The 25,635-nt window shown below is 45.6% G+C and carries 20 protein-coding genes; 3 read left to right on the top strand and 17 right to left on the bottom strand.

Features of this window, described 5'->3' with window-relative positions:
* Position 1: 1 nt before the first annotated feature.
* The 16 genes from AC1DLM_RS20865 to AC1DLM_RS20790 form a co-directional block, all read right to left on the bottom strand.
* Positions 2-1,729 (bottom strand): GTP-binding protein, encoded by a 1,728-nt coding sequence (locus tag AC1DLM_RS20865; protein WP_477571055.1) that lies wholly within the window; start codon positions 1,727-1,729, stop codon positions 2-4.
* Position 1,730: 1 nt separating this feature from the next.
* Entirely contained in the window at positions 1,731-2,654 is a 924-nt protein-coding gene (gene cysD, locus AC1DLM_RS20860; protein ID WP_477571054.1) for a sulfate adenylyltransferase subunit CysD, read from the bottom strand.
* 450 nt (positions 2,655-3,104) lie between these two features.
* Positions 3,105-3,845, bottom strand: coding sequence for a Fic family protein (locus AC1DLM_RS20855; protein WP_441992028.1), 741 nt, complete (start codon positions 3,843-3,845; stop codon positions 3,105-3,107).
* Between the two features lie 173 nt (positions 3,846-4,018).
* A complete protein-coding gene (locus AC1DLM_RS20850; RefSeq protein ID WP_477571053.1) occupies positions 4,019-5,497 on the bottom strand; it encodes a sensor histidine kinase in 1,479 nt (492 codons plus the stop codon).
* Entirely contained in the window at positions 5,488-6,240 is a 753-nt protein-coding gene (locus AC1DLM_RS20845) for a response regulator transcription factor (RefSeq protein WP_441992030.1), read from the bottom strand. The genes AC1DLM_RS20850 and AC1DLM_RS20845 overlap by 10 nt, the downstream gene beginning before the upstream one ends.
* 509 nt (positions 6,241-6,749) lie before the next feature.
* Positions 6,750-7,637, bottom strand: coding sequence for a hypothetical protein (locus tag AC1DLM_RS20840; protein ID WP_477571052.1), 888 nt, complete (start codon positions 7,635-7,637; stop codon positions 6,750-6,752).
* Between the two features lie 35 nt (positions 7,638-7,672).
* The gene (locus tag AC1DLM_RS20835; RefSeq protein WP_477571051.1) at positions 7,673-8,968 is read right to left on the bottom strand and encodes a copper amine oxidase N-terminal domain-containing protein; all 1,296 of its coding nucleotides are present in this window, start codon (positions 8,966-8,968) and stop codon (positions 7,673-7,675) included.
* Complete coding sequence (glmM, locus tag AC1DLM_RS20830) at positions 8,949-10,307, bottom strand: phosphoglucosamine mutase (RefSeq protein ID WP_477571050.1); 1,359 nt, start codon at positions 10,305-10,307, stop codon at positions 8,949-8,951. The genes AC1DLM_RS20835 and glmM overlap by 20 nt, the downstream gene beginning before the upstream one ends.
* Positions 10,308-10,331: 24 nt before the next feature.
* Positions 10,332-11,093, bottom strand: coding sequence for a sugar phosphate nucleotidyltransferase (locus AC1DLM_RS20825; protein WP_477571049.1), 762 nt, complete (start codon positions 11,091-11,093; stop codon positions 10,332-10,334).
* A 26-nt stretch (positions 11,094-11,119) separates the two neighbouring features.
* Complete coding sequence (gene glmS, locus AC1DLM_RS20820; RefSeq protein ID WP_477571048.1) at positions 11,120-12,949, bottom strand: glutamine--fructose-6-phosphate transaminase (isomerizing); 1,830 nt, start codon at positions 12,947-12,949, stop codon at positions 11,120-11,122.
* 32 nt (positions 12,950-12,981) lie between these two features.
* The gene (locus AC1DLM_RS20815) at positions 12,982-14,337 is read right to left on the bottom strand and encodes a nucleotide sugar dehydrogenase (RefSeq protein WP_477571047.1); all 1,356 of its coding nucleotides are present in this window, start codon (positions 14,335-14,337) and stop codon (positions 12,982-12,984) included.
* 32 nt (positions 14,338-14,369) lie between these two features.
* Positions 14,370-15,185: a response regulator gene (locus AC1DLM_RS20810; RefSeq protein ID WP_477571046.1), complete on the bottom strand. Its 816-nt coding sequence runs from the start codon at positions 15,183-15,185 to the stop codon at positions 14,370-14,372.
* Between the two features lie 33 nt (positions 15,186-15,218).
* Positions 15,219-16,667: a glycosyltransferase family 2 protein gene (locus AC1DLM_RS20805; protein WP_171637481.1), complete on the bottom strand. Its 1,449-nt coding sequence runs from the start codon at positions 16,665-16,667 to the stop codon at positions 15,219-15,221.
* A gap of 15 nt (positions 16,668-16,682) precedes the next feature.
* Entirely contained in the window at positions 16,683-17,852 is a 1,170-nt protein-coding gene (locus tag AC1DLM_RS20800) for a HEAT repeat domain-containing protein (RefSeq protein WP_477571045.1), read from the bottom strand.
* 19 nt (positions 17,853-17,871) lie between these two features.
* The gene (locus tag AC1DLM_RS20795; RefSeq protein ID WP_477571044.1) at positions 17,872-20,112 is read right to left on the bottom strand and encodes a hypothetical protein; all 2,241 of its coding nucleotides are present in this window, start codon (positions 20,110-20,112) and stop codon (positions 17,872-17,874) included.
* A gap of 409 nt (positions 20,113-20,521) precedes the next feature.
* Positions 20,522-20,812 (bottom strand): hypothetical protein, encoded by a 291-nt coding sequence (locus AC1DLM_RS20790; RefSeq protein WP_477571043.1) that lies wholly within the window; start codon positions 20,810-20,812, stop codon positions 20,522-20,524.
* 182 nt (positions 20,813-20,994) lie between these two features.
* Between AC1DLM_RS20790 and AC1DLM_RS20785 the strand changes: the two genes are divergently transcribed.
* The 3 genes from AC1DLM_RS20785 to AC1DLM_RS20775 all read left to right on the top strand — a co-directional run bounded on the left by AC1DLM_RS20785 (position 20,995) and on the right by AC1DLM_RS20775 (position 23,098).
* Positions 20,995-21,339, top strand: coding sequence for a helix-turn-helix domain-containing protein (locus tag AC1DLM_RS20785; protein ID WP_477571042.1), 345 nt, complete (start codon positions 20,995-20,997; stop codon positions 21,337-21,339).
* 347 nt (positions 21,340-21,686) lie between these two features.
* Entirely contained in the window at positions 21,687-22,115 is a 429-nt protein-coding gene (locus AC1DLM_RS20780; protein ID WP_477571041.1) for a hypothetical protein, read from the top strand.
* Positions 22,106-23,098, top strand: a complete 993-nt coding sequence (locus AC1DLM_RS20775) for a hypothetical protein (RefSeq protein WP_477571040.1) — start codon at positions 22,106-22,108, stop codon at positions 23,096-23,098. The genes AC1DLM_RS20780 and AC1DLM_RS20775 overlap by 10 nt, the downstream gene beginning before the upstream one ends.
* A gap of 649 nt (positions 23,099-23,747) precedes the next feature.
* Here the strand turns inward: AC1DLM_RS20775 and drmB are convergent.
* Positions 23,748-25,634: a DrmB family protein gene (gene drmB, locus AC1DLM_RS20770; protein ID WP_477571039.1), complete on the bottom strand. Its 1,887-nt coding sequence runs from the start codon at positions 25,632-25,634 to the stop codon at positions 23,748-23,750.
* Position 25,635: the final 1 nt, after the last annotated feature.

Raw genomic sequence — 25,635 nt, 5'->3', positions numbered from 1 at the left:
ATTAAAAATTAAGAAATTGTCCGACACTACTCTCATTGATTAAATATTTGATAATTCGTTTCACGACAACATTTGCAGCTTCTTCGGTTGTAGACTTACTTATATCAACTACAATTTCCGGATTCCCAGGTATGTTAGTTGTGCTCGTGCTGCCTGCCACATAAACTTCAAAATACTCTTTACCAATGATCCCACGCGCAGTTTCTTGGTCGTTACCATTTAAGGAGTCACTCGATACCAATGCAATCAGTCCAGCATCGTTCATCAATTTGGCAACCTCTGCTAATGACTGCAGCGATTTACCTTGGCCATTCCCCAGTAACATCGTATGGTGGCCTGTCGATACCAAACGTTTTTCGACTTCCTTCGCAAGAGCCGATTGATTCGAAAGCGAACCCGTGAACCAAAGGGTCAAAGGATTCTGACCTTTTTGCTGAGCACGAACATCTCGGGTGATTTCCGTATCTAACTGTACAGAAAGGTCAGAGCTTTGAAGGACTTGCTCAATCACTCCGCAAGCAGATGTCATATTCGTGACACGATCAATCAGAATGAAGCCGCCAATGCTTTTGTTTTGTTCAAAAGAATCAATAACAATACTGTCGGATAACGAAAACTCACATGTTGCCAATTCATTTTTGACAATATGATCAGTTGGAACCGTTTTTCCCGTATTAATTTCGATTTTATGCTTAATCGCCGTTACGGTACCTGGCAGGACTTTCGTTCCTACTTTGACCAGATAGTTTTTGCCTGGCGTCAGCACAGAATCATCCATCCAAAGAATCGTAGCTGAGAAACTGTCCGCTTCTTGAATCTGACTATCCTTCGTGAATACACAGCCCCGCGACACGTCGACTTCCCGATCCAGTTGAATGGTTACGGGCTGTCCCGTGTAGGCATAATCGCGATCTTGGTCTCCCACGAGGATCCGTTTCACTTTCGCCTTCTCATGACTAGGCAACGTTGTCAGCTCATCGCCAACCGCGATACATCCCGCCTCAATTTGGCCTTGGAAACCGCGGAATGTATGATCCGGACGGCAGACACGCTGAATCGGCATCATAAATTGCTTCGTATTGTCGTTCTGATGAACGTCCACATTTTCTAGATATGGCAGCAAGGCAAGGCCTTCGTACCAAGGGGTATTTGGCGATTTTTTCGTAATGTTATCCCCTTCTGTGGCCGAAACAGGGATAACTTGAATGCTATCAAAGTGAAATTCAGCGGTCAATTGCAAGAATTCTTGCCTAATCGCATTAAATATCTTAGGATCAAAACCTACTAAATCCATTTTATTCACAGCTAAAACGAGATGTTTAATGCCCATAAGTGCGCAAATCCGAGTGTGGCGCTTGGTTTGGGTGATAACCCCTTTCTTAGCATCCACAAGAATGATAGCCAAATCCGCAAAAGATGCTCCTACAGCCATGTTACGCGTATATTCTTCGTGTCCAGGTGTATCCGCTACAATGAAAGAACGGTGGTCCGTCGTAAAATACCGATAAGCCACATCAATCGTAATCCCTTGTTCGCGCTCCGCCAGTAACCCATCAAGAAGCAAGGAATAGTCAATTTTGCCGCCGCGGCTGCCCAGTTTACTATCTAGCTCCAATGCTCTTTCTTGGTCGGCGAATAAAAGCTTGGCCTCATACAGCATATGTCCGATTAAGGTGGATTTTCCGTCGTCTACACTTCCGCAAGTAATAAATTTCAGCAGACTTTTCATTTTAGAAATAACCCTMCCGTTTACGTCTTTCCATACTTCCCGCCGCTTCTTGGTCAATTACCCGTGTTGTCCGTTCGGATGAGACCGCACCAAGCGTTTCTTCAATAATGGTATCAATCGTATCCGCCTCCGACTCCGCTCCCCCTGTAAGTGGATAGCAGCCTAGTGTGCGGAACCGCATCTTCTTCATTTCAATTTTCTCATGGGGCTCAAGCTTCATGCGTTCATCGTCCACCATAATGAGATGTCCGTCGCGTTCAAGTACAGGTCTTTCTTTGGCAAAATAAAGAGGCACAATATCAATGTTTTCTCTACGAATGTATTGCCAGATGTCTTTTTCCGTCCAGTTGGAAATTGGGAAAACACGGATACTTTCGCCCTTATTGATTCTTGTGTTAAAAAGTTTCCACATTTCCGGCCGTTGGTTTTTCGGATCCCAGGCATGATTCTTATTCCGGAACGAGAAAATCCGCTCCTTCGCACGCGACTTCTCCTCGTCACGTCTTCCGCCGCCGAACGCAGCCGTAAATCCGTATTTGTCCAATCCTTCTTTCAAGGCTTGGGTTTTCATAATATCCGTATACGCGGAACCATGATCGAACGGGTTGATCCCTTGATCAATCCCTTCCTGATTGGAGTGAACAATCATGTTAATTCCGAATTCTTTGGCTTTACGATCGCGGAATTCAATCATTTCTTTGAACTTCCACGTCGTATCAATATGCATGAAAGAAAATGGCGGCTTCTCCGGATAAAAAGCTTTCAGCGCCAAATGCAGCATCACGGAACTATCCTTACCGATCGAATACAGCATCACGGGATTTTCACATTCCGCCGCTACTTCTCGAATAATATAAATCGCTTCAGCCTCGAGTTGATCTAGATGCGTCATTTCATCTATAGAATCAAGCATCAGTTTTTCCATGGAAAGGTGCCTCCTTTTAATTCTTACTAAACTTATCGCCTTTCTTTATATACTATCAGATTCTGGCTTTTATGCAAAGTGGAAGAAAGTATTTTTCTCTAAATTTCTAACTTTTAGGTCGAATATTGTCGTGCTAATCCTGCATGCATCACATTCTTTAACGTACTAGTCACTATATGACACTAAAGTCCGTTTTGTCACGCCTAGATGGAAAGGGTTCAAAAGAATGTGGGGAGTCGGGCCTTTGTTCATTTTAACCATGTGAAGGTTAGATATTCTATTCGTAATGAATTAAAGTTCCTTAGAATATTCTTGGGACGGGGCAAAGTATGGTGAGATTTGGTTGGGATATCGTAAGTAAGAGTGAATAAAAGAAACCCTAGAAGCTAGTGCTTCTAAGGTTTGCTTTACTTACCGATAATATCAAATTTGAATCCTATTCATGCCAAGTCACGTTACTGCAGCTATGTACTTTTGCAAACTAACTTCAACACAGTCGGCAATTAATTGCACGAATGGCTTTAAATCATTTCCCATACTTGCTAACTCTAAAGTCTCATAATACTTCATTCGTGCATCGTTTGCTGCTTTTACAATGGCTGGTGGAAATCCATATTTCATTAAGACTACATTCATTAAAAGCCGTGCTGTCCGTCCATTACCATCCGAAAAAGGATGAATGTAAACGAAACGGAAATGAAATTCCGAGGCTAGTTCAACTGGGTGTAATTTATCTTTGTGTTCATTATACCATTGTATCAACTGTTCCATTTTTTCCGAGAGCACTGAGAAGTTTGGAGGGGTATGTTCAGAGCCTGATATCAAAACGTTGATCATCCGATATCGCCCTGCGTTCTCATCGTCAATGTTTTTAAGTACTAGATGATGAATTGATTTTATGACATACTCAGTCAATTCCATGTTTCTATGTACTACATCTTGTACGTAATAAATTGCTTCTGAATGGTTAACAACTTCAAAATGTTCACGTAGCTTTTTACCACCAATTGTTAAACCTTCTTCAAGAACCAATTTCGTTTCTAAAAGTGTTAGTGTATTACCTTCAATCGCATTAGAATTGTATGTCCATTCGACCCGATACACTTGTTCTAAATTTCTTACAGCAGCCGCTGGTAAAGGGCGTAATTTATCTAATTCATTTTTTAAAAAATCTATTTTATCAAATGTCATTTTGCCCCTCCCTTCTTAACTTTTATTACCATTATATCACAGCTATCCATAATTTCTCAGGGTTGGATAAACGTACTGCATGGTAGAAAAAAATTCGGAGCATTTAAAAAAAGAAAACCGCAGAAAAGGAACCTCCCTTCTCTGCGGTCTTTCTATCGATAGGTGGATATGAGCTATCCAACAACAGCTAAATTTACCAACGGTTGCACATGCGGACGGCTGTCATAAAGCGGAATTCTGACCTCAAAGACGCTTCCGATCCCAAGCTCGCTTCGCACCCGAATGCTTCCATTATGAAGCTCGACAAGCTCTCGCACAATGGCGAGCCCCAAACCGGATGAGCCTTTATGCTTCACGGGTCTGCCTCTCTCCACTTTGAAGAAGCGCTCCCAGATAAGCCCTTGATCCTCCGGTGTTATCCCGATGCCCGTATCGGTTACTGTGATGAGGACACACCCTTCCGATGGAACCGCCATCGCCTTCAATTCGATCGTTCCGTTCTCGGTGAACTTAACAGCATTTTTGATCAAATTGTTTAAAATTTGTTCCAGTCGATCCGGATCGGCGTGAGCCTGTGGCGCATTTTCATCCAGCAGGCAGTGAATAACCGTCCCGCGAAGTTCTGCCTCCTGTTGGAATTTAAAGGCCAGCTTGGCCATCATCGCTTGAACATCGACCGCCAACCACACAAGATCGATTTCCTTATTTTCCAGCTTCATTAAATCGGTAATATCATCGACTAGCCGGTTCATATGTAGGGTTTCGTTATACATGATCTCGTAATATTTATCCCGCGATCCTTCTTCAATTAAATCATCCTGAAGCGCCTCCAGAAAACCCTGCATCGCGGTAAGCGGTGTTCGCAGCTCATGGGATACATTTGCCAAAAAGTCATGCCGCAGCTGATTCAACTGCCTCTTTTCCAGATCAACGCGCGCAAGCTGCTCCACCATGTGATTAATGGTCGTTGCCAGATCACCAATCTCATCCTTGGAATCGATTTGAATTCTCTCGCTATAGTCTCCGATGGCAATCTTGGCTGCCGCCTTGTCGATCTGTTGGATAGGTCGGCTAATGGACCAGGATAAATAGAAGGATACACCAAATGAAAAGAAGATACCGAGCAGGGTCACCCAAAGGATGGTTTCTCTAAGCTGAGCGATCGTCTCATTCATCCCTTTAAGTGGCGAATGCAGCACAATACCACCGTATACGTCGTTATCTTTTCCCCATGGGACGGCAACCGAAAGTACACCTTCCTTAAAACCTTCGGATTGATTCCATATGGTTGGTTCACCATTCAAGACTTGGTTTACCACGTCCGTGCTGATGACCTTGCCTACGTTCACCTCATCTTTTGAAGATGTAGTAACGATGTTTCCATTCAAGTCAAATATCCAAATACGTGAATCAAATGCTTCATCAAAAAAGCGCAGCTGCTCCTTAAATCGATCACTCGGTCCCGTCTGATTTTGAATGGCGAGATTCACCTGCTTGGCTTGCCGGATCATCTCATTGCTTTTGGAGTCGACGATATAATCCTTGGCAAACAACGAAATAACGAGCCCCACCGCACATAACCCAAGAAGCACTGTAACGATGGAGCTGGTCAACATTTTGCGAAGTATGCTTTTATTTGCATTTAGGAACATGCGGCTACCTCAAATTTATAGCCCACTCCCCAGACCGTATGAATGCAAACATGATGACACGGGCTTAATCTTTCACGAAGTTTTTTGATATGAACGTCCACTGTTCTCATATCGCCTAAAAAATCATATCCCCACACCTGCTCCAGCAGTTGTTCTCTCGTAAACACATCGCCCGGAGATTTCGCGAAAAATGCGAGCAGTTCAAACTCCTTGGGGCGCATGTCAATTTTCATATTCCCTGCGAGCACCTCGCGGCGGGTCACATGGATGACTAAATTATCAAATTCATATTGGACGGGTTCCACCTCAATAACCGGCTGTCCCTTCTGCATTCTGCGAAAAATCGCTTTAATCCGCGCCACCAGCTCCCTCGGACTGAAGGGCTTGGTCATATAATCGTCGGCGCCAAGCTCAAGGCCAAGCACCCGATCAAACTCATCGTTCTTCGCCGTCAGCATAATGACCGGCACATCAGAACGCTTGGTAATCTCCCGGCACGTTTCATACCCGTCGAGCCCGGGCATCATCACATCTAGTATCACGATATCAGGCTTTACTTCTGCTAACATGGTCAGGGCCGAGACGCCGTCATGGGCTTCGATTACTTCGATGAGCTGCTGACGGAAATACAGTCGGATGATTTCTCTCACATTCGGGTCATCATCCGCAACCAACACTTTCCAAGTCACAAGCGGTTCACACCTTTCTATGATCCTCTCATAGATTTCTGCAACTTTTTCCATTTTAAGGGGGTATACGAACTTGTGTTGCCTATATTACACAATAGGAATCGCATGACACCGCTTACAAAAAGTGACAAAAAGCCGCTTCGGAAGCGTGTTGGCTGCCGCTAGATCCCGCGTCATACAAGGCATTTTCCGCTTATCTATCAGAAAAAGAAGCTATCTCAAAAGTCAGTTTAGACTTTTTGAAACAGCCTCTTTTTTCGTTAATGACCGGAGAGGTAATAAACTTGCCTCCCTCGCATTTCAACTGGATTTTCTCCATCTATTTGAAGCGGATTTCTCGAATTCGAAAGATTAACTGTATTTCCTGTAGTTAAATTCCTTCGATTTGCTCAATTCTTCAAATTTCATACAAATTTAAATGTACTTTTTCCATCTAATGACAAAAATACGTCAAATTCGAGCAGATTAGCTGTAGTTTATACATTTAAACACGAATCAGCAGTCACCTTGCGTTCGCAAAGCATAAACCAACCTCAAACCTGCCACAATCATAAGAAGTTATTTTACCACGAAGATAGTGCCGTTCTTTTCCACGTATTAGGTGCCACACAAACATAGATATACCCGCCATCCCACGCCATCTCCCCCACTTCTCCGGGTGCAGTAGACGAGGCTGGTGTCATCGATTTCCGGATGCGGATGCTGTCATCGCTGACGTCCAGCTTGGTCTTGGCATCGGAGTTGCCAAGACCGATATTGCCGCTGCTGCGGTTAATCGTTAACGGATTGTCCAGTGCTTTACCGTCATCCGAATAACGGATAATTTGCAGATTGGAGCCGGCATTTCCTCCTGTTTCCTCGGAGGTATCTGCACGCATTGCCCAGCGTGGCGTCGTCACGTTCCCAGCATCCGCTTTGGCCCAAGTCAGATCACGATTGACACCGCCGGTTCCGGCAATCCTTAAAATCCCATCCATCACATTGAAATTAGAGGAATGCGTCCGAATTTCAGCCACATCCTGGTCAAATGGAATTTCCAGACGCGTAAACAGCTCATTCGCGTTTTTGCCATCAGGCGCCATCGTCGTTTCAAACGACATATGATTATGATCGTGCTGCTCTGGGTTATTCGCTTTGGCGTGAGCGACGATAGCCGCCTTGTCTTTTCCCTTCTCATCCAACCAAGAGATGGCCGGCTTCGCTCGGTCTTTCGTCCACTGCAGTCGAATGAGATCCGACAAGTGGCCTTCCGAGGAGATCCACTGCTTATCGGTAGAAAGATGAATCCGATCATTATGAGGGACCTCAAGCCCTCCACCCGGTAAAGACGATTCCTGAAAGGTTCCTGCCGTTCCAGCCGTCTCATGGCCGCCTGCTGCAGCGAAAGCCATTCCTGAGACACCGATCGCGGCACCAGCCAACAGAGAGATTACCAAACCTGTTTTTTTCATTTTGCATCCTCCTCCTTCTTATTCATCAAATCCGCTCAGCGATTAGCGTTCAATAGTTCGATCCATCTCACGTAATCATGGATAGCGATGCCGATATAGCTCGGATAAAGGGAGAGGCTTTCCTTGACCTGTTTCAATTCCGACTCCATAAGCGAAGAATTAGACTTATAGAAGGTTGTATAATCGGCTTCCTTACTTGGCAACGTATCCACGGCAATGACGGCCTTTTTCTTCAACGTAGCTGCTTCTAAAATAATAGATTTGGCGCTGGCAATAATACCGTTGCTGCCGAGTGCCGTATTCCGATAGGCCATAATGACAACACTGTCCGCCTTTTCCAGCAGCCACGCGCTAAAGGAGTAACTGGATCCCGGAACGGTAAGGCTGTTGATCCAAAAGGGAATATCGAAAGCCATCGTCATGCTGCGGTCCGAGTTTTTCACTTCCGATTCTATGAATCTGATTGTATYCATCCATCGTTCGAGCACCCAGGTCTGATTCGTCTTCCACATGCCCAATGTGTAGGGTTCAATATCAAAATGAAAGCCTTGGAAGCGTTCCAGCGCACCTGCCGAAGCGTTATATTGCGTAACCGCTGCAATCCATTGCTTGATATAGATATGGTTATTGTCATAGATCCAATCCGATTGGCCGGCCAGCGCCTCAACCTTGATGCCCAGATCATTCGCTCTGCGGATGAAATTCCGGTACACGTCTTGACCCGGATACGCTGCATAGCGCAGATAAATGGCCGTCAGTTTTTGGTTCGCCGCAAACTGGAGGATGCTATCACCATCGGTCGCAATCAGCTTGCTGTCCCAGATCCAAGTGGACTTTTGCGCTTTGTCCACCGAGGTTATCAGTACCAAATTTCGTTCTCCCGCCCAATCGACATCGGCCCCGAGGCTCTCACTAACAGCTCTCAGTGGAACCATAGTTCGGTCATTTTTAAGGACAGCCGGAGCGTCTAATTCCACCTGCTTGCCGTCAACCGAAGCAACTTTTTGACCTATGGTTAATAATGATGTAGCATACTGACTGCGAAAGGTTACTTGTTCCAAAGAACGATCCCATGCTACTTCAGCACCCAGTTTTTCGGCAATTTCTCTTGCCGGCACCATCGTACTACCCGTCTTTTCATCGATATATGGCTGGGTATCCGTAAAGGTGATCTTCTCCCCGTTGACCTGTACCCCAAGCTCCGTTTTAAGAGAGTACACCGGGAAAAATAAAGGAATACTTGTTAACATTTGAATAAGAACCAAGCAAACAATCGTCTTTCTCAATGGGACTTTCATAGGAACTAACGGATTAAACCACGCTATATTCAAGCTCTTCCTTTACCACCTCTACAATGCCGTCAACATAACCGGACAACTCCCTTTCATCCGGTCCTTCCGCCATCACACGCACCAGGGCCTCCGTGCCAGAAGGCCGCACCAATACACGCCCGCGGCCGGCCATCTCACTTTCCACCCGACGGATGACGGCATCGATTCGACGATTGCCTTCCAGCTTGTATTTATGGATTACTCGTACATTAACCATCAACTGAGGGTATTTGACCATTGGGGACACGAGCTCGGACAGAGGCTTCCCTTCTTGCAGCATGACTTGCAGCAGCTGAACGGCCGATAACAGGCCATCCCCTGTCGTCGAATGATCCAGGAAAATGATATGTCCGGAAGACTCACCGCCCAAGTTGTACCCACCACTGCGCATCACTTCCATGACATGCCGGTCTCCGACCTTGCTTTTTAACGAATCGAGACCGATGGTTTGCAGCGCTTGATGAAAGCCAAGATTGCTCATGACGGTAGAAACGACGGTGTTATGACTCAGCTGTCCCTGCTTGGCCATATGAGCGGCAAGGATATAGAGGATGTGATCCCCGTCCAGAATCTCGCCCCGTTCATCAACCGCAATCAGCCGGTCCGCATCACCGTCGAACGAGAGCCCCGCATGGGCCCCATGTTCCAGCACTACCTTACGAAGATGCTCTGGATGCGTTGAGCCGCAATCCTGATTAATATTTAAACCATCCGGCTGATGAGACAATAGAATTGTCTCCGCACCCAATTCGGGGAATAGCTGCGGAGCTAGCATGGAAGCCGCCCCGTTCGCACAATCGAGCACAATTCTGCAGTGGGATAGCGGTGTCGCGACCGTCGACTTCAAGTAGCTCACATAGTCCTGTGCGCCCTTCAGATCATCACGCAAGGTACCAATACCCGCTCCCGTAGGACGGGAAATCCGATGTTCGTCACTCTGCAAACGGCTTTCTACTTCCGCTTCCCATGCATCCGGCATTTTGAAGCCATCCCTGCCAAAAAACTTAATTCCGTTGTCCTCCACCGGATTATGAGATGCGGAGATCATCACCCCTGCATCCATGCCTGAACGCCGTGTGACATAAGCCACACCCGGCGTCGGTAATACGCCTAGCCTAACAGCATCCGCCCCAGCCGATAACAACCCGGCAGCCAAAGCTGCTTCTAGCATGTGCCCGGAGATGCGGGTATCCCGTCCGATGACAACGGTTGGCCGTTTGCCTTCACAGTTGCGCGTCAGCATGTAGCCAACAATAAGCCCTAATTCAAAAGCCAACTCTGGCGTCAACTCGCGATTGGCAACCCCTCTAACGCCATCCGTACCAAAAATAGCTCCCATATCAACTCTCCTCCCTATCGCTTTTTATGCAAATATCCCCATATGCTCGTAAAAGGCCCGATTCGCCTCCTCCAATTGTTCAGGGGTATTAATCCCCATCACCTCAGTCGGATCGTCAAGAATCATCGCCTCGAATTTCTTCTGGCCACCGGAAATACCAGTCTGTCGCATCACCTTCACGATATCGGTCAAGTAGTACTCCTGCTGCGCATTGTCATTGGTAATGCCTGGGAGCGCTTGAAACAAGCTTTCATTATCGAAACAGAAAATCCCCGTGTTAATTTCGTTAATCTCTTTCTGCTCAGGCGTTGCATCCTTCTCTTCAATGATATCGACAACTTCGCCGCTTAAAGGATCTCTGATAATTCTTCCATAGCCGGTAGGATCCGCAACGATCGCGGTCAACACCACACCAGCGTTTGTATTTGCCCGCTGGGCCGCCAGCAGCATTTCAATGGTCGATTGCCTAATGAGAGGCGTATCGCCCGTAAGCACCAAGGTCGATCCGCTGCGGTTACGGAGCAGAGGCTCCGTCTGATGAACAGCGTGTGCCGTTCCAAGCTGATTCTCCTGCTGGACGTAGGTAACCCGCGTTCCCAAGCACTTCTTCACCAGCTCTCCCCGATGTCCGATCACGGCCACAATCCGAGTGATCGGCATCGCTTCCAGCTTACCCACCAAACGGCCAATCATCGGTACGCCTCCAACGGGATGAAGCACTTTAGGGAGCTCCGACTTCATCCGTGTGCCTTTCCCTGCAGCTAACAAAATAGCGAATGCTTCCATGTGTGGTTCAGCTCCTCTCTGGATGGTTATTCAACCGTCACGCTTTTGGCCAAGTTGCGCGGTTTATCAATATCGTTATCCAGGGCCAGGGAAGCGTAATAGGAGATTAACTGAAGCGGCACGACGGCCAATATCGGTGCCAAAAGCTGGAGGGACGACGGGATGAAGCAGATTTCATCAACGCTATTCAGCAGCCCCACGTTGCCTTCCACCGTAATCCCCATGACATGTGCACCACGGGCCTTAACTTCTTTAATATTGCTAACTGTTTTCTCGTACAGATCCATCTGTGTAGCCAGCGCAATTACCGGCGTATCCTTCTCGATCAGCGCCAATGTGCCGTGCTTTAGCTCTCCGGCTGCATAAGCCTCCGAATGAATATAAGAGATTTCCTTCAATTTGAGAGAGCCCTCCAGCGCAACGGCATAGTCCAAGCCCCTGCCAATAAAGAATAGGCTGTCCGCATCTTTGATTGATTCCGCATACAGCTTAACTTCGTTGGCGTTTTCCAGCACCTTCTCCACCTGAATGGGAAGTGCCTTCAACCCTTTGATTAGCTCTGTATGAAGCTCGGCAGACAGCGTCTGTCTTTCCTGGGCCACATACACGCTGAACAAATAGAAGGCGAGCAGCTGAGCGGTATATGCTTTGGTCGATGCCACGGCAATTTCTGGGCCAGCCTTCGTTGCGATGACGTAGTCCGCATCTCGCGCAACCGAACTGGTTGGCACATTCGTAATGGCCAATACTTTAGCGCCTTGCCTTCTGCTCTCTTGCAGGGCAGCAAGCGTATCCGCCGTTTCCCCCGATTGGCTCACGACGATGACGAGCGTTCGGTCTGTGATGATCGGGTCCCGATATCTGAATTCCGATGCGATATCGCACTGCACCGGAATACGCGTTAGCTTCTCAAGGACCGTGCTGCCGACAAGTCCGGCATGATAGGCGGTGCCGCAAGCTACGATAAAAATTTTATCCACCTGTTGGAACGCCCCTGCTGCGTGCGCCAATTCCGGGAAATGCACTTCGTCCTGGTCGTTGATGCGCCCAAGCATCGTATTGCGCAGTGTTAACGGCTGTTCGTGAATTTCCTTCAGCATGAAATGCTCAAACGGCCCCTTCTCCACCTGATCTGCGTCCCAATCGATATGCAGCAGCTTACACGCCGCCGGTTCCCCTGTCTCGACCTTCGTGATGGAGATACCCTCCTGTGTAAGGATAGCCAAATCGCCATCCTCCAAAATATACACATCACGGGTATGCTCAATAAGAGCGGAGATGTCCGAAGCCATGAAGTACTCTCCCTGACCCGCACCAATAACAAGCGGACTCGCTTGTCTGACCGCGATAAGTTTATCCGGCTCATACTCCGTCATGACACCAAGGGAATAAGCCCCTTGCAGTCTCTGAATGACCGCAAGCATGGCGGTGTAGATGTCGCCTTCATAATGCTCGGCAAGCAAATGAGCAATCACCTCGGTGTCGGTCTCAGAAACAAAGATGACTCCGTTATCCTCCATCTCTTTCTTCAGTTCCATGTAGTTTTCCACGATGCCGTTATGCACGACAGTGAATTTACCCGACATATCCGTATGCGGATGGGAGTTGACATCCGACGGTCGGCCGTGCGTAGCCCAGCGCGTATGCCCGATACCCATCGATCCTTTCAACGGCTGCTTATCCAGTTGAAGCGTTAAGTTGGCCAGGCGTCCTTCCGCCTTGCTAATCTTGACCTGATCCTGCACCAGCACCGCGATCCCCGCGGAATCATACCCTCTGTACTCCAGCTTGCTTAATCCGTTCAGCAGAATCGGCTGTACATCTCGCCCTCCAATATATCCTACAATGCCACACATCGTTGTTTTCTCCTCTCTCTTCTAAAATGCGTTTATACGCCTACGGCAAGCCTCACTTCTCGCTTGCGAATCCCCGTACCCAATCTATAAATATTGTCTCCTTGAATGTCTACAAAAGCGTTGCGCGTATCTATGATTGGCACGCCTAGCTCAGCGAGTTCACGGTTGTTGAAGCAGCGGTGATTCGTGATCAACACCATGCCGTCATATTCGGCAAAAGCAGACAGATCATAGTTAACAGATTTTACCATATCACCTTCTTTATCAAGGAAGGAAACGGCATGCGGATCGTAATAGTCCACTTTAGCTCCGCTCTCCCGAAGAAGCTCGTACAACTCCAGCCCCGGCGATTCACGGAGATCATCCACATCCGGCTTATACGCCATACCTAGAATAAGAATCTTCGAATTGCGGATGGATTTCGCATACATATTGAGAATCTGCGAAGCTTTATACCGGACATACTCCGGCATATTATCATTGATGGATTGCGCCAGCTCGATAAACTTACTGTAGAAGCGGAATTCCTTGGCTTTCCACGATAAATACATCGGATCCAGCGGGATGCAGTGACCGCCGATACCAGGCCCCGGATGGAACGGCATAAAGCCAAACGGCTTCGTCGACGCAGCCTTAATGACTTCCCACACGTCAATGTCCATTTTGTCGCACATCATGGCCATTTCGTTAATGAACGCAATGTTAATACTGCGAAACGTATTCTCTAGCAGCTTGGACATCTCCGCTACTTTCGGCGAGGAGACAGGTACGACATCCTTCACCACATGGCCGTAAAGGGTTACGCCGAGGTCGATGCACGCTTCCGTCGTACCGCCGATAACCTTTGGCGTATTAAAGGTGTTGAATTTAGGATTCCCCGGATCGACCCGCTCAGGCGAGAAGCAGAGGAAGAAATCCTTGCCTACCTTGAGTCCTTGCGCTTCCAGCTCGAACTGGATAAGCTCCTCCGTCGTTCCCGGATAGGTGGTGCTCTCCAAGATAATCAAAGCTCCGCGCTTGAGATTCTTCTTGATTTCCCGGACGACACTCTGAATATAAGAGGTATCCGGATCTTGGTTCTCACTGAGTGGCGTCGGTACACAGATGGAGATCGCATCCAGCCTTTGAACCGTATGGTAGTCGTCGGTCGGAATAAAGCGGCCGGACTCGACCGCGTTCATCACTTCTTCGTTCGGAACGTCTTGAATATACGATTGGCCGCTTTGAAGTGATTCTATCTTTCGGAAATCGAGATCGATGCCGTATACCGTAAACCCGCCTTTTGCCATCTCCATACATAAAGGCAGCCCTACATAGCCGAGACCGATGACCCCGATTTCGGCCGTTTTTGTCTGAAATTTATATTTTAACTGGTTATATGCGTTCATTATGATTCCACCCTCTCGTGTTTTCTCGTTTATTAGCTCAGACGGGAACTCAGTTTTTTGATTCTCCACTCCAGCTCCGAAATGGAGAAGGGCTTCGTCACATAATCGGATGCGCCCAATTCAAAGGCACGGTCCATACTTTTCGGCAGCTGCTTATCCGTAAGAACGATGACTTGTCCTTCGCCGGCATAATCCCTCTTGATTTTGTCAATCAACTGGTACCCGTCAAGAATCGGCAGGTTCAGCTCCGTGATCACCAAGTTCGGCATTGTTTTCTCAAATTTCTCGAGCGCTTCACTCCCGTCCTTGGCCTCTTCAACCTTGTAACCATTGATCTCAAGCCGCAGCTTAACAAATTCTCTACTCACCTCGTCCGGATCGGCGATGAGAATCGATGTAATTCCCTGCTGAACCCCATGATTCATGAACAGGTGAATATCTCTGCTCTCCCCTTTCCCTTGCAGCGTCGTTTGGAGCAGCTGTGACATGGACTGTTCCGTCAACTCCCCACTCTCTGGGAAGCTGGCGACGACCGTCTGACCTTCGAGCAAACTTTGCTGCTCCAAGAACTCTTTGAGCACGAGCGATGCATAATGGGTATCGATAAGCTTTTGCCCAGACTGAACGATTCCTAGAAGGCCGCTTTGATCCAAGTAGAAGCAATGAAGAGGTGCCTCCGGCTCAAAGCCGCTCACATAGGACTCCATTTGTTCCAGTACCTTCTGGCCCACCGCTGCGCATGGCGCAAGGATCATCCCGTAGGGAGCACCCTTTTCATAGGAAGCCTGAACTCTTTCTGCTAATTGCAAAATTGCTTCTTGAATCGGATCATGAACTAGTATCGCCATCTTCTCCACTCCTCTTATCTTTGTTTAGGATTGCTATTTATTAAAATTGGTACGGACCATCGTTCCCCATGAGTTGTTATTACGCAGGAATTGGACATGTCCGCTTAACCGCCACCAAACACCAATTTGCCGATAACCCGCAAACATCAAGAGCGAATATAAGAGCATTTTGTTCAGGTCACGCAGCTTGGGATATCTGCTGAAGGCCGCCTCTTCAATAAATAAGGCCCCCAGGCTTAAGGTAAAGCAGGAAAATAAATTGACTAACGAAAAGATAACGACCGTGTGCCAATCCGTCATATTCAGCATCCAGTAACCCAATATCGCCAACAGGCCGCTGAGGCGGAAATACGGATTCAGTGTTTCAAACACAATGTTATAGGGAAGTGTCAGCAGCCCGAATATTTTGTATTTCGGACGCAGCACCATGTGAATACCTTCTTCAATCATATTTTTCAGATTTCCACGCCCCCAGCGCTTGCGCTGGCTGCTCAAGATCCGGTACGAATCTGGTGCTTGTGTCCAGCACACGGCATCTGGGCAAAATGCTACCCGGTACGGGATTTTATTGTCTAAACAGTAACGGTGAAGCTTAATGACAATGTTCATATCCTCACCAGGGTAGCCACCTCGGTAACCGCCGACGGCGATGATCTTTTCCTTTTGAAACACACCGAAGGCTCCCGAAATAATAATGAGTCCATTAACAGCGCTCCAACCGATCCTGCCGCCTAGGAAGGCTTTCGTATATTCGACGTGTTGCAGTGCAGGCAGCAGCTTACGAGGAAATTGAACATCTTTTACAATGCCATCTTCCACCGTACAGCTGTTAACAATTCGAACATTACCCCCAACGGCGACCGTCTCTTCGGGGTTTTCCATGTATACCCGGGCAATCCGCGTTAAGGCATCCTTTTCAAGCAAAGAGTCTGCATCAATTGTTGAGATCAACGCATAGTGGGAAAGGTTGATGCCTGCGTTTAACGAATCCGCCTTCCCTCCATTCTCTTTATCTACTAAATAAAGATTGGGATACTCGGAATTATGGTACACCCCTCTGACTTTTCCGGTCTTAATGGAGCTGGAAAGCACCGGATGAAGGAGCTCCAGATTGAATTCTTCAATCATGCACTTCAAGGTCCCATCCTGTGAACCGTCGTTGACGACGATCACCTCATACTCCGCATAATTGAGCGCCAGCAGTGACCTGACGTTCTCAATAATGGTTAACTCCTCGTTATAGGCCGGTACCAACAGGGAAACCGGCGGGAGCTGGCTGGAACTGGATAGCTTATTAATCCGATTGTACTGAATTCCCCGTTTAATCGAGAAAATATGCCGAATCGAGAATCCAAAGATAAAATAGTAGAGCAGTGTGACGAGAATAACGTAAAAGATAGCGACGTAGCTGTAATAGAGCAAAAACTCCCTTAACCCGTGCAGGAATGAATCCAACACTACTTGATATCCGAAAACCCACATGTTTACGCAACCCTCCTATACGACACGATAGATACGTTTAGACCTGTGAAATACTTTGTCATAGGTGTACATCAGTGTGTTATATTGCATGAGCTTATCCCAATTGTGCAGCTGCATAGACAGATGCTTAATCTCATCATCAATTAGCTGCTGCATGAACTGCCCTCGTTCGACACCTTGAACCGCTACTGCGCGCTCACAAAGCGCCACCATGCCTTCTTCTCCCATACGGAGCAGCCCTTTGGCCGACGCATACACGATTCGCTGATCGGCATCGCTCAAACTGGTTGTCATCAGCTCGATGTAAGCCGTACTTTTGATGTCGGCCAAAGCCTCTATCGTCAATCGACGAATGCCCAGATTGGGATGACTCAGTAACTTGCTAACAACGTTTCTAGGCAGCAAACGGGAGCTTTTCAGATACAAGTCCACCGCTTTGATTTGAATGTCTTCATGCTTGGAATCCATGAGACGGTAGACCGCAGAGGCTGCTGCTGGATCGGTGTAGACATTGAGCCCAATCAGCCCAATCCGGACGTAAGCTGGATCCTGACGACTCACATAGCCCGTGTACAAGGAACCTGCATCCACGTCCGAATCGGCGATCATATCCACAATCAGTTCGTAGCATTTCTTATTGTGCTGAAGCAGCGTCTGAACCATGGCTCCGAGATCCTGCTGGCTGCGGGCACACTTGGCGACTGCTCGGGCTACCACAAACAGAGACGAATTAAGCGGATGCTCCTTTAACATGTCCAGTAAATTCGGTACCGCCTCCTTCACCCGCATGCATCCCAAATGATAAGCGGCATCCAGCTTTACCCGGTATGTTCGGCTATTAAAGCGTTCCATATGGTACTGCACGAGCCCCAGATCTACGCAAAGCTGAGCCAGCTTGTGCCTCTGTTCGCCTGAGAAGATTTCCATCATATCATTCAGCTTCTCCTGCATCGCCTCCCTTTCCACCGGATTCATCGTCCAAGGAGGGACTCTTAACGGCTCTATCCCATCCAGATTCGCTTGCACATACGTCAGGTAATCCTTAAACTTCGTTTGGAATCGGTCGTTCAGCTTTTTCCTTCTTATACTTCTCATCTTGACGGCATAAATGATAACCACACATACCAGATTAAAAGCTAAAATGACATACAACGCTTGTATGGCTGCATTAAGATTGGTGTACACTCCTGCACTCTCCTCTTCTTTAACTGCTCGATGGAACGGTAGGGGTAACGGGTCCGTTGATCTTATGCAACGCCTCTTTCATGATGTAGTAACTTTGTTTCGGCCGTTCCACATATTTCACCTTATCTTCCCAGCCCTGCCATGTGTATAGCGGCATCGCGGACACTTGAACCGGCTGCGCCGCAGCCGAGTTGTCCCGACCAACGACCCCATCATTCTTCACAATCCACGGAACAAAGCGAACGCCTTTCACGTGCGTCATTTCAAATTTATTCTTGCTCGGCTGGTTGTAGTTGATCACGCTCAGAGAGCTTGGATCGCTGAATCCCAGAAGCATCCATGGGATCCGCATTTCTAGCACCTGCCCTTGAACCTGCCACATCGCCTTCGAATTGTATTCAGCACGCGACGGATCACTGTAGCCTCTCTCTAAAAGGCCAACCTCTACATCCCCGAATGGGTGGTCAACCCGGGAGTCGGGATGTTCCAGCAGATAATTGACAGCCAGCTTCCAAGGTTTAAAAATCCCTGAGTCATCCACCTTTTCCTTCGGATCGATGTCCGGCAGCCCGGAACGCTCATACAAGCGAGCATGGATATCGTAATTAGAAGCGATCGTCAAACGGCTTTTATTTTCATCCGACAGCTCGATCAATGTTTCCAATCCTTCATCAAGTGTCATGCCGTGAAGCTCCGGTCCGTGGCGATTACCACCGGGCAGCGTATCTGCCCCGAAATAGATGCTTTCCTTCGACGGATCAAATGGCTCAGATAGCTTGGCCTGCAAGTACAGGTAGCCTTCGTCCTGTGTGGCCCAAATCTCCTCAAACCCGGGAGCCTGCACATCGAGCTTCGTCTTATCCTTCAACTTGTTCCAATCCGAGGCGTCCCCATCAATATGGATCGCTTCGTCTTTGCCCGGGAACATGCCGAGTACCCCGAAGAAGGACTCATTCGTCAACGTGTTATACCAGTACGCTCGGCGATCCGCTTCATCTAAGCGTTGCGTGTTCCACGTCTTCTTAAACCATTCGTCCTGCCATGTGAACAAAATCGCTCCAGAGTAGCCGGTCCCGTGAATCTGCTGCAGTAAGTCGGTATCGATCTCTCCCTGCTGCTTCTCGCTATGACCGCCTTGATTGCGGCCGAGTGTACCCAAGTGGGCTACACCTAAGGAAGCCGGCACACCATATTCCGTAATCATGACTGGCAGATTGGGATGCGCTCCTTTTAATTTATTCAGATACGTGTAGTAACTATCGACTTCTCCTTTGCTGTTGGTCATTTCCTGAAACGACTTATCAAAGGCAAAGAAATCCGGATAATACGGATACACATGATACGAGGCAAAATAGCCCGCCTCCCAATTCGCCGCCTCTATATGCGTTGGATCAACACTTACCAGATCTTCTTCGATGAGTGGCTCGCCCGGATGTGCAATCGGATCCGTCGTCACCCAATTGGCGAAAGCCATGGGATGCTGCCAACCATACTGAATTTCCGTTTGCGCCGCCGTGTCGACCATCAAGGCCAGCCACTTTTCAAAAGCGCTCGCTCCCGGTTTATTCCGGAAATATTTCCCGTCATAGTCTGGGGTGTCCTTGTGCAAATCGTTGGTCCCCTTCACCATCTTCGGATCCCATTCCGTCCCAATAATCCAGCCCATGAGATAAGGACCTGCATTATAGGTATAGGTGCCCCCTGCTTTTCCCGAATGCGGCTCAGGCGTAAGTGTCGCTTTCCCGTAGACCGCCGAAACCGCGTCTTTAATCTCTTGCTCGAACTTCGTCTTGATCTTAGGATCGAAGGCATCCTGCCCTTCAATCAGCTGTTCCTCGGGGCTCCATACGCCCTGAAGGAAGAAAAGCGGATCTTTCTGATGTTTCATGTTGTATTTGGAAAGCGCCTCGTAAAACTCGGGCATCATGATCGTATACACCCGAATCACATTTGCACCCATGTCCTGAATCATCCCAAACCATCTCTCATACTCGTCCTCTGAAATGACCAGTTCACCAGGGAAATGTCCTGGGATCGTCGCCCCCATATTAATTCCCTTGGCAAAATAGGGCTGCCAGGCTTCATTCGTGTACTCTTCTACATTCGTTCCTACGGTCTTGAACTTCACATGTATGCCGCTAGCCAGCGTCGTGCTTTCGATTCTGACCAAAAGCGGACGCAGCCAATAATAAAGCGCACCGGCTACAATCACAAGAACAAGACCTAATCTCACCAACAATTTGAGCCACTTGCTCATCATATTCACCTTCGATAATTTGCTGAGTTCATCTGTCTATTGCCATGGTACGACAGGAAAGTGCATATGTCTGTTTTCAAAGTGTTAAACATTATGATCATTTGAACATGATTGTGTTCGTTGTTGGAACTTTGTTATCAAAGAGTTAAAAGATTGTGAGAGGATTGTTAAAAGGGGATAATTTTGTGTAAATGGGAAAGTTTAGGGAAAATGTAAGGGAGAGATTTGGCGGTTATTGGGGGAGTGTGGAGAATTAGTAGTTGAAATGATTGATGCGTAATGAGAACGCCTGGATAAAAAGCAAAGAGCACCTGATTTGGGCATCAGGTGTTCTTCGAACTAATCTATTCATTTCGTCAAGAATAAGTCGTCTCACCATGTAACCTTTCTCCCACCACACGATTTGAAAAGATTAACTGGATTGCATGGCGGTGGGGAGATCGGCTTGCAGCTGCAACCCGTGGAGTTTGTTCTCGAGTACCCCCTTCTCGAATCTAACGTGGAGCAGCTCTGTGTCGAGATCCTGAGCCATCGTGTGGATCGTCGTGATGATATCCTCAGCGGTAAGGATGTGAATCGAATCAGCGTGGTGGGAGATATATTCAAGTAGGATATCGATGAAAACTTTGCAGAGGGTAATTCTTTGCGTGAGTGTGGCTTCTTCTTGGATGGTGGATTGATATTGGTTTTGAATGGGGTGCATGGAATCGCCTCCGGTAGTTTTATTAATTAAATCAATAATGTTTAATCCCTATCATTTGTGTACACTCTAAAAGGTGTATTCATAATACATATTACTTATAAGTGTAATTATTGACATTATACACTCAAGTAGGTCTGTTTGCTATATGAATTAAAACCTACTCTATTAATGAGGTGGTTAGTTTGGGGAACTTACGGAACTTAATCGGCAAACAGATAAGAATGATACGAAAACAAAGGGGACTTTCTCAAGAGAAACTCGGAGAATTGGCACAATTAAAGAATTCGTATATTGGGGATGTCGAAAGAGGCGCCCGAAACATCTCTCTTGATTCATTGGAAAAGATAGTTGCCGCGCTTGATACAGATCTTGGGGCTTTCTTCAAATTTAACGAGATTGATATTACATCGGATGATATTGATAAAAAAGAGGCTTTAGAAGTTCATAAACAATTTCTTGAGGATCGAACAATTGATGACATTAAACTAATACATAGGATTACGAAAGATATTCTGCAGAAAAAATAAAGAACGACTTCGGAGATTCCGAGGTCGTTCTTTGTTTTTTCCAATTAAAAAGATTACACATGTACTGTATGCGGGAACATAGCTTAGTTTGTTCGCCTTTGCCACGGTGGTCTAAAGCCTTGATTTATAAGGGTTTTCTCCATTCAAGTATGGTTTCTTATGGTTGTATTTTGCCCTCAATTGACCTCTTTCGTCCCCAATTTGTCCCCAAACAGATTCCGGAACGGTGGATTCCTTTTCCCTGAATTTAATAAGTGATCGAAAAAGGTAATACCCTGAATGAAGGAAATTATAGATCTACATAGAATTGTTTTAAATTGGAATAATTTTTTAGCAAGGAGAACTATATGACACTATTAATAAATCAACCTATACCAATAGATCAATACAATACCTATAAAATTATTGGTTATCATCGTGGTCAATCTACAAACGATAAATCTGTATGGAATAATTCGTATCAAGAAGAGATTGATTGTTTTTGTCAATCCTTAACAAGAGATTGGACAGCCATAAAAAACAACAATTTAGAAGCATGGGGTTTTCAATACAACCATGGTTTTCAGGCCATAGGTATAGGAACAATACCTGAGCGAAAAAGTTTATATATTGCACGATTTTATTGCGGACAATCAAAGGAATGGCATGGTCACCCTATAGATTATACTGTTGTTAATCATAAAGTCCCTGATTCGGTCACAACTAAATGGCACGATTCTGGACATATTACCTTAAGGCAAAAATCTAAATTGAAACAAGGTGTAGAATGTCTATAATCCCTAAAAAACAGATTACTATTTCTGGACACTACTGGGACTCGTATCTTTATGATGGGTGCTTGTATTTATGGACCGCAAATAATGAAATCGTAATTATTAACTGGAGCTCCCTACTTTTTGATTATGAAGGGGATTTTATATCATTAGATGAGAAAGACCTCTACAAATATCACTACTCACATATAAATAATCCCTTAAATGAATACCCGGCAGATATTGGAATTCATAATAACATTATGTATGCAGTATTGGACCAAGGGCTAATACAACAAGGTATTCAAGATAACTCTTTCACGGAAATAAACCGCCTTTGGGATGCCCCATTATATTCATTAAAAATCAAAAAAAACGGAAGAGTAGCTTTATCAGCTGGTCACAATGGTCTTTTCGAGTATGATGTCTATGAACACTTAAGAACCATAAATAAGAAAAATAATTTATATCATGTTGACGAAGGAATATTTAAACTATCTGACAAACATTCTTTATTCGCTAATTGGAACTTCTCTAGCATATATAGTTCTTCAAATAAGGGCCAATCTTTTATTGCTAGCTTCAATTCAAGAAAAAATGGAGATTTTGTTTATTTTAATAACTACAGCGAGGGGGAAATTTTTGGGAATAATAATTCTGTGTTCAGCTGGGGTGCTGGCAACAAAATATATCGAACTGCAAATTATGGAATTGAATATGTTACATATACACAAAAGAAGCTGACAAAGGAAGAATCCCCCTTCTCACGAATCAAAGAGATTCCATTCCTTCCCCAAAAGGGAAAGATAATTTATGCCGGTGCAGCATCATTTGGAGTCATCATCGAGTGTGAAAAGGCGTTAGTCGTTAAAGCATTTAATAATGAAGATAGTTATTACAATATTATGGAACCAATAACAAAATGGCGTGTTTATACTAATGACGTTAATTATCACAAATATCTTACAGTAATACTTGATGATAGAATAGAAGTATTACAGTTTTAAAATCATTAATTTAAGCCTAGCATCCTATAGCTAGGCTTAAATTAATGTTATGACACATTGCTACATTGATTCAAAATTGGACCAAGAGTAAAACTGTATAAAGAATGTTTTTAACCAATCAAAAGAAGCTAGTACCAGTTTAGGCACCCTTTTTTAGGAATGCCCCTTTGTTTGTATGAAACAAAATGCATCCAATTTCGGTCTAACTTTCTATACTTTATCTTGAAAAAAATTCAGATAATGATCAAGTGCTACACTATACATATTGTGTCCAGTATTGTTTTTGCTAATAAAGGCCTTATTTTCTTTTATAAATACAATAATTCTCTTCAGGTCGTGCAACGAAGTGATCGTGAAGAGGTTGCTTTCAAGTATACCTATATTGATCATTACTTCTGAAATTGTACTTATTGCTCGAGATTATTTTTATGCAGAACTTGTACTTAATGTGCTTCCAGTTTTCTTGTTTCTATTACTAATTAACCAATCTTCGAATTCCCTAGATATTTTCATTAAACCACCTCAATAGGTTACTTTCTACAATAAGTTTTCTCCAAAAGGAACATATCTTCGCACTACATACGAGTTATCTGTAAGAACTGAAACAATTATATCAACTTCCGATTGCTATAGAAATATAAGAAGCATCTTATGAAAAATATGCAATCTGCTGAGCTTCTGGCAAACCAACCGTCAGACCTCTATCCAAAAATCGGTTAAATTCCTCACAAGCTGTTTCTGGTACAAGTGAACAACTATGACAAGCGGCCAGGTTACAAGAATCAGGACCTTGTGCACCAATTTCGGAACAAATTGGATCCGAAGAACACCAGCCCGCATTTATTAATGATTTTCGGATAACTTGCTCTAAATAGCCCGGTTTACCCATTCGGACCAGTCCACCCATAGTTCCATCAGAATCACCAGCTGCTGTATATATCAGTATTCCATACATAGGATGTGACTCGTCTTCGGATATATACAATCGTTCTCTTAGGGAAGAAGAACTATATCCACATTCAAAGGTAAGCTGATTCATGAGAAGATGAGCAAAAGTATGAGCCATAACAAACCTTGGTGAAATTTGTTTTTCCCGGGTACGCCGATTGACAAGTAAATGTCTGTAACGTTCAGCCAACGGTTCAATTCTAGAAATCACACCGTCTTGTTCCTCCCACCGTTGTAATTGGGCTGGATTGAATTTCAAAAAAATTCCTTCCCCATAAACAACGTATGCGGGTAACCAATCATCTGAAGCATCATCTGGTACATTACGCCACATTTGGTGTTTCAATTGTTGAAAGTCTGCAGGCCGATCGTTAAATACCCGGTTAAACCCAGCAAGCACCCGGGTTTCTTTTAATTTTTCCACCAAAAACACCTCGGAAAAATACTTCTCCATATCAAACAGTCTGCTGTTATATTTTTCAAGAGGAATTCGCCGGATTTTAAGTTCATCTTGATCAGAAGGTTCGCTTAATACGCTGTATTCCTCTAAACGTAGTACTCTTTCCAATTCTGCACCGCAAGACTCTTCAAGTTCCTCATTTTCTACAGTCTCGCGTTGTTCTATACTTAAAAGTGTACGCTTTATCTCTGTATCAGAATACGATTCCAACTCAGTCCGAAATTGTGCACGAAGTTCATCTACTACTTCATCTTCATTTAAGTTACCCCGCTTGGAGAGATTCAAAATACGCTCATATTGGGGGGTTTGGAAAAGTTCAATCAACCTATTGATTTGTTTGCTTACTTCACCCGGTATATAAATGGCACTTCGGACCTGAGCGAAATAAACATTAGAAGCACTACGAAGAGAGCCGCGCAGGTGGCACCCACATGTTTCCCCCTCCTCTGTACCAGTCCAAGGACTTTTTCCTTGACAATAAAATACGTTCTCTCCACCAACTAACTCTTTACTAAGATCAGTCGTGCCGTCCGGATGTGCAGTTGTTATTTTATTGAGCATACGGGGTTCCACTCCACAACCGCACTTAACTTGCATAGTTGTCAAAGCACCCCCACCGGTACTTATCAACTTCATTGTTGCAGTACAAGATGGGTTTGCCGAACGATGTACCCATTCCCTCCATGGGAAATCCTGTATATGGCCGTTTTCACATATCGCTATAAAAGGTACTTGTACCATAAACTTTTTTATATTCTTAGCTTCACATGAAGTGCATTTTTCTCTGGATTTCGTTGTCAGTTCTGTCTTCTTCATATCCCCACAGAATGTGCAATAATGCCACTGTGGAAATCTTAAAAACGGTACATTTAAAAACTTATTATTATCACTCTCACCTCTATAGCGGAAATCAGGCGGGAGACGAAAATGGTCTACTCCCAACAAACGCTCCAATCTCCACTCTTTGATCATATACTGCGATAAATCAACCCGTTCCGATGATCCATTTTTATCCTTGTACCAATGGTCAAGCCCACCACAAATAGCTGAGATTCCATTCTTAGATATAGACATTGCTCCCGTACCAAATGGGGCTATCAATTGTGCTCTACGTATCGGATAAACCATA

Source organism: Paenibacillus sp. 01T442, assembly GCF_056398345.1.
This window is presented reverse-complemented; position numbering and strand designations above follow the sequence as displayed.

Coding starts and splice junctions, on each gene's coding strand:
- AC1DLM_RS20815 (WP_477571047.1), bottom strand. CDS start 14,337: ATGAACGCATATAACCAGTTAAAATATAAATTTCAGACAAAAACGGCC.
- AC1DLM_RS20840 (WP_477571052.1), bottom strand. CDS start 7,637: ATGAAAAAAACAGGTTTGGTAATCTCTCTGTTGGCTGGTGCCGCGATC.
- AC1DLM_RS20850 (WP_477571053.1), bottom strand. CDS start 5,497: ATGTTCCTAAATGCAAATAAAAGCATACTTCGCAAAATGTTGACCAGC.
- drmB (WP_477571039.1), bottom strand. CDS start 25,634: ATGGTTTATCCGATACGTAGAGCACAATTGATAGCCCCATTTGGTACG.
- AC1DLM_RS20780 (WP_477571041.1), top strand. CDS start 21,687: ATGACACTATTAATAAATCAACCTATACCAATAGATCAATACAATACC.
- AC1DLM_RS20795 (WP_477571044.1), bottom strand. CDS start 20,112: ATGATGAGCAAGTGGCTCAAATTGTTGGTGAGATTAGGTCTTGTTCTT.
- AC1DLM_RS20825 (WP_477571049.1), bottom strand. CDS start 11,093: ATGGAAGCATTCGCTATTTTGTTAGCTGCAGGGAAAGGCACACGGATG.
- AC1DLM_RS20805 (WP_171637481.1), bottom strand. CDS start 16,667: ATGTGGGTTTTCGGATATCAAGTAGTGTTGGATTCATTCCTGCACGGG.
- AC1DLM_RS20790 (WP_477571043.1), bottom strand. CDS start 20,812: ATGCACCCCATTCAAAACCAATATCAATCCACCATCCAAGAAGAAGCC.
- glmS (WP_477571048.1), bottom strand. CDS start 12,949: ATGTGTGGCATTGTAGGATATATTGGAGGGCGAGATGTACAGCCGATT.
- AC1DLM_RS20775 (WP_477571040.1), top strand. CDS start 22,106: ATGTCTATAATCCCTAAAAAACAGATTACTATTTCTGGACACTACTGG.
- AC1DLM_RS20810 (WP_477571046.1), bottom strand. CDS start 15,185: ATGGCGATACTAGTTCATGATCCGATTCAAGAAGCAATTTTGCAATTA.
- AC1DLM_RS20865 (WP_477571055.1), bottom strand. CDS start 1,729: ATGAAAAGTCTGCTGAAATTTATTACTTGCGGAAGTGTAGACGACGGA.
- glmM (WP_477571050.1), bottom strand. CDS start 10,307: ATGGGAGCTATTTTTGGTACGGATGGCGTTAGAGGGGTTGCCAATCGC.
- AC1DLM_RS20845 (WP_441992030.1), bottom strand. CDS start 6,240: ATGGAAAAAGTTGCAGAAATCTATGAGAGGATCATAGAAAGGTGTGAA.
- AC1DLM_RS20855 (WP_441992028.1), bottom strand. CDS start 3,845: ATGACATTTGATAAAATAGATTTTTTAAAAAATGAATTAGATAAATTA.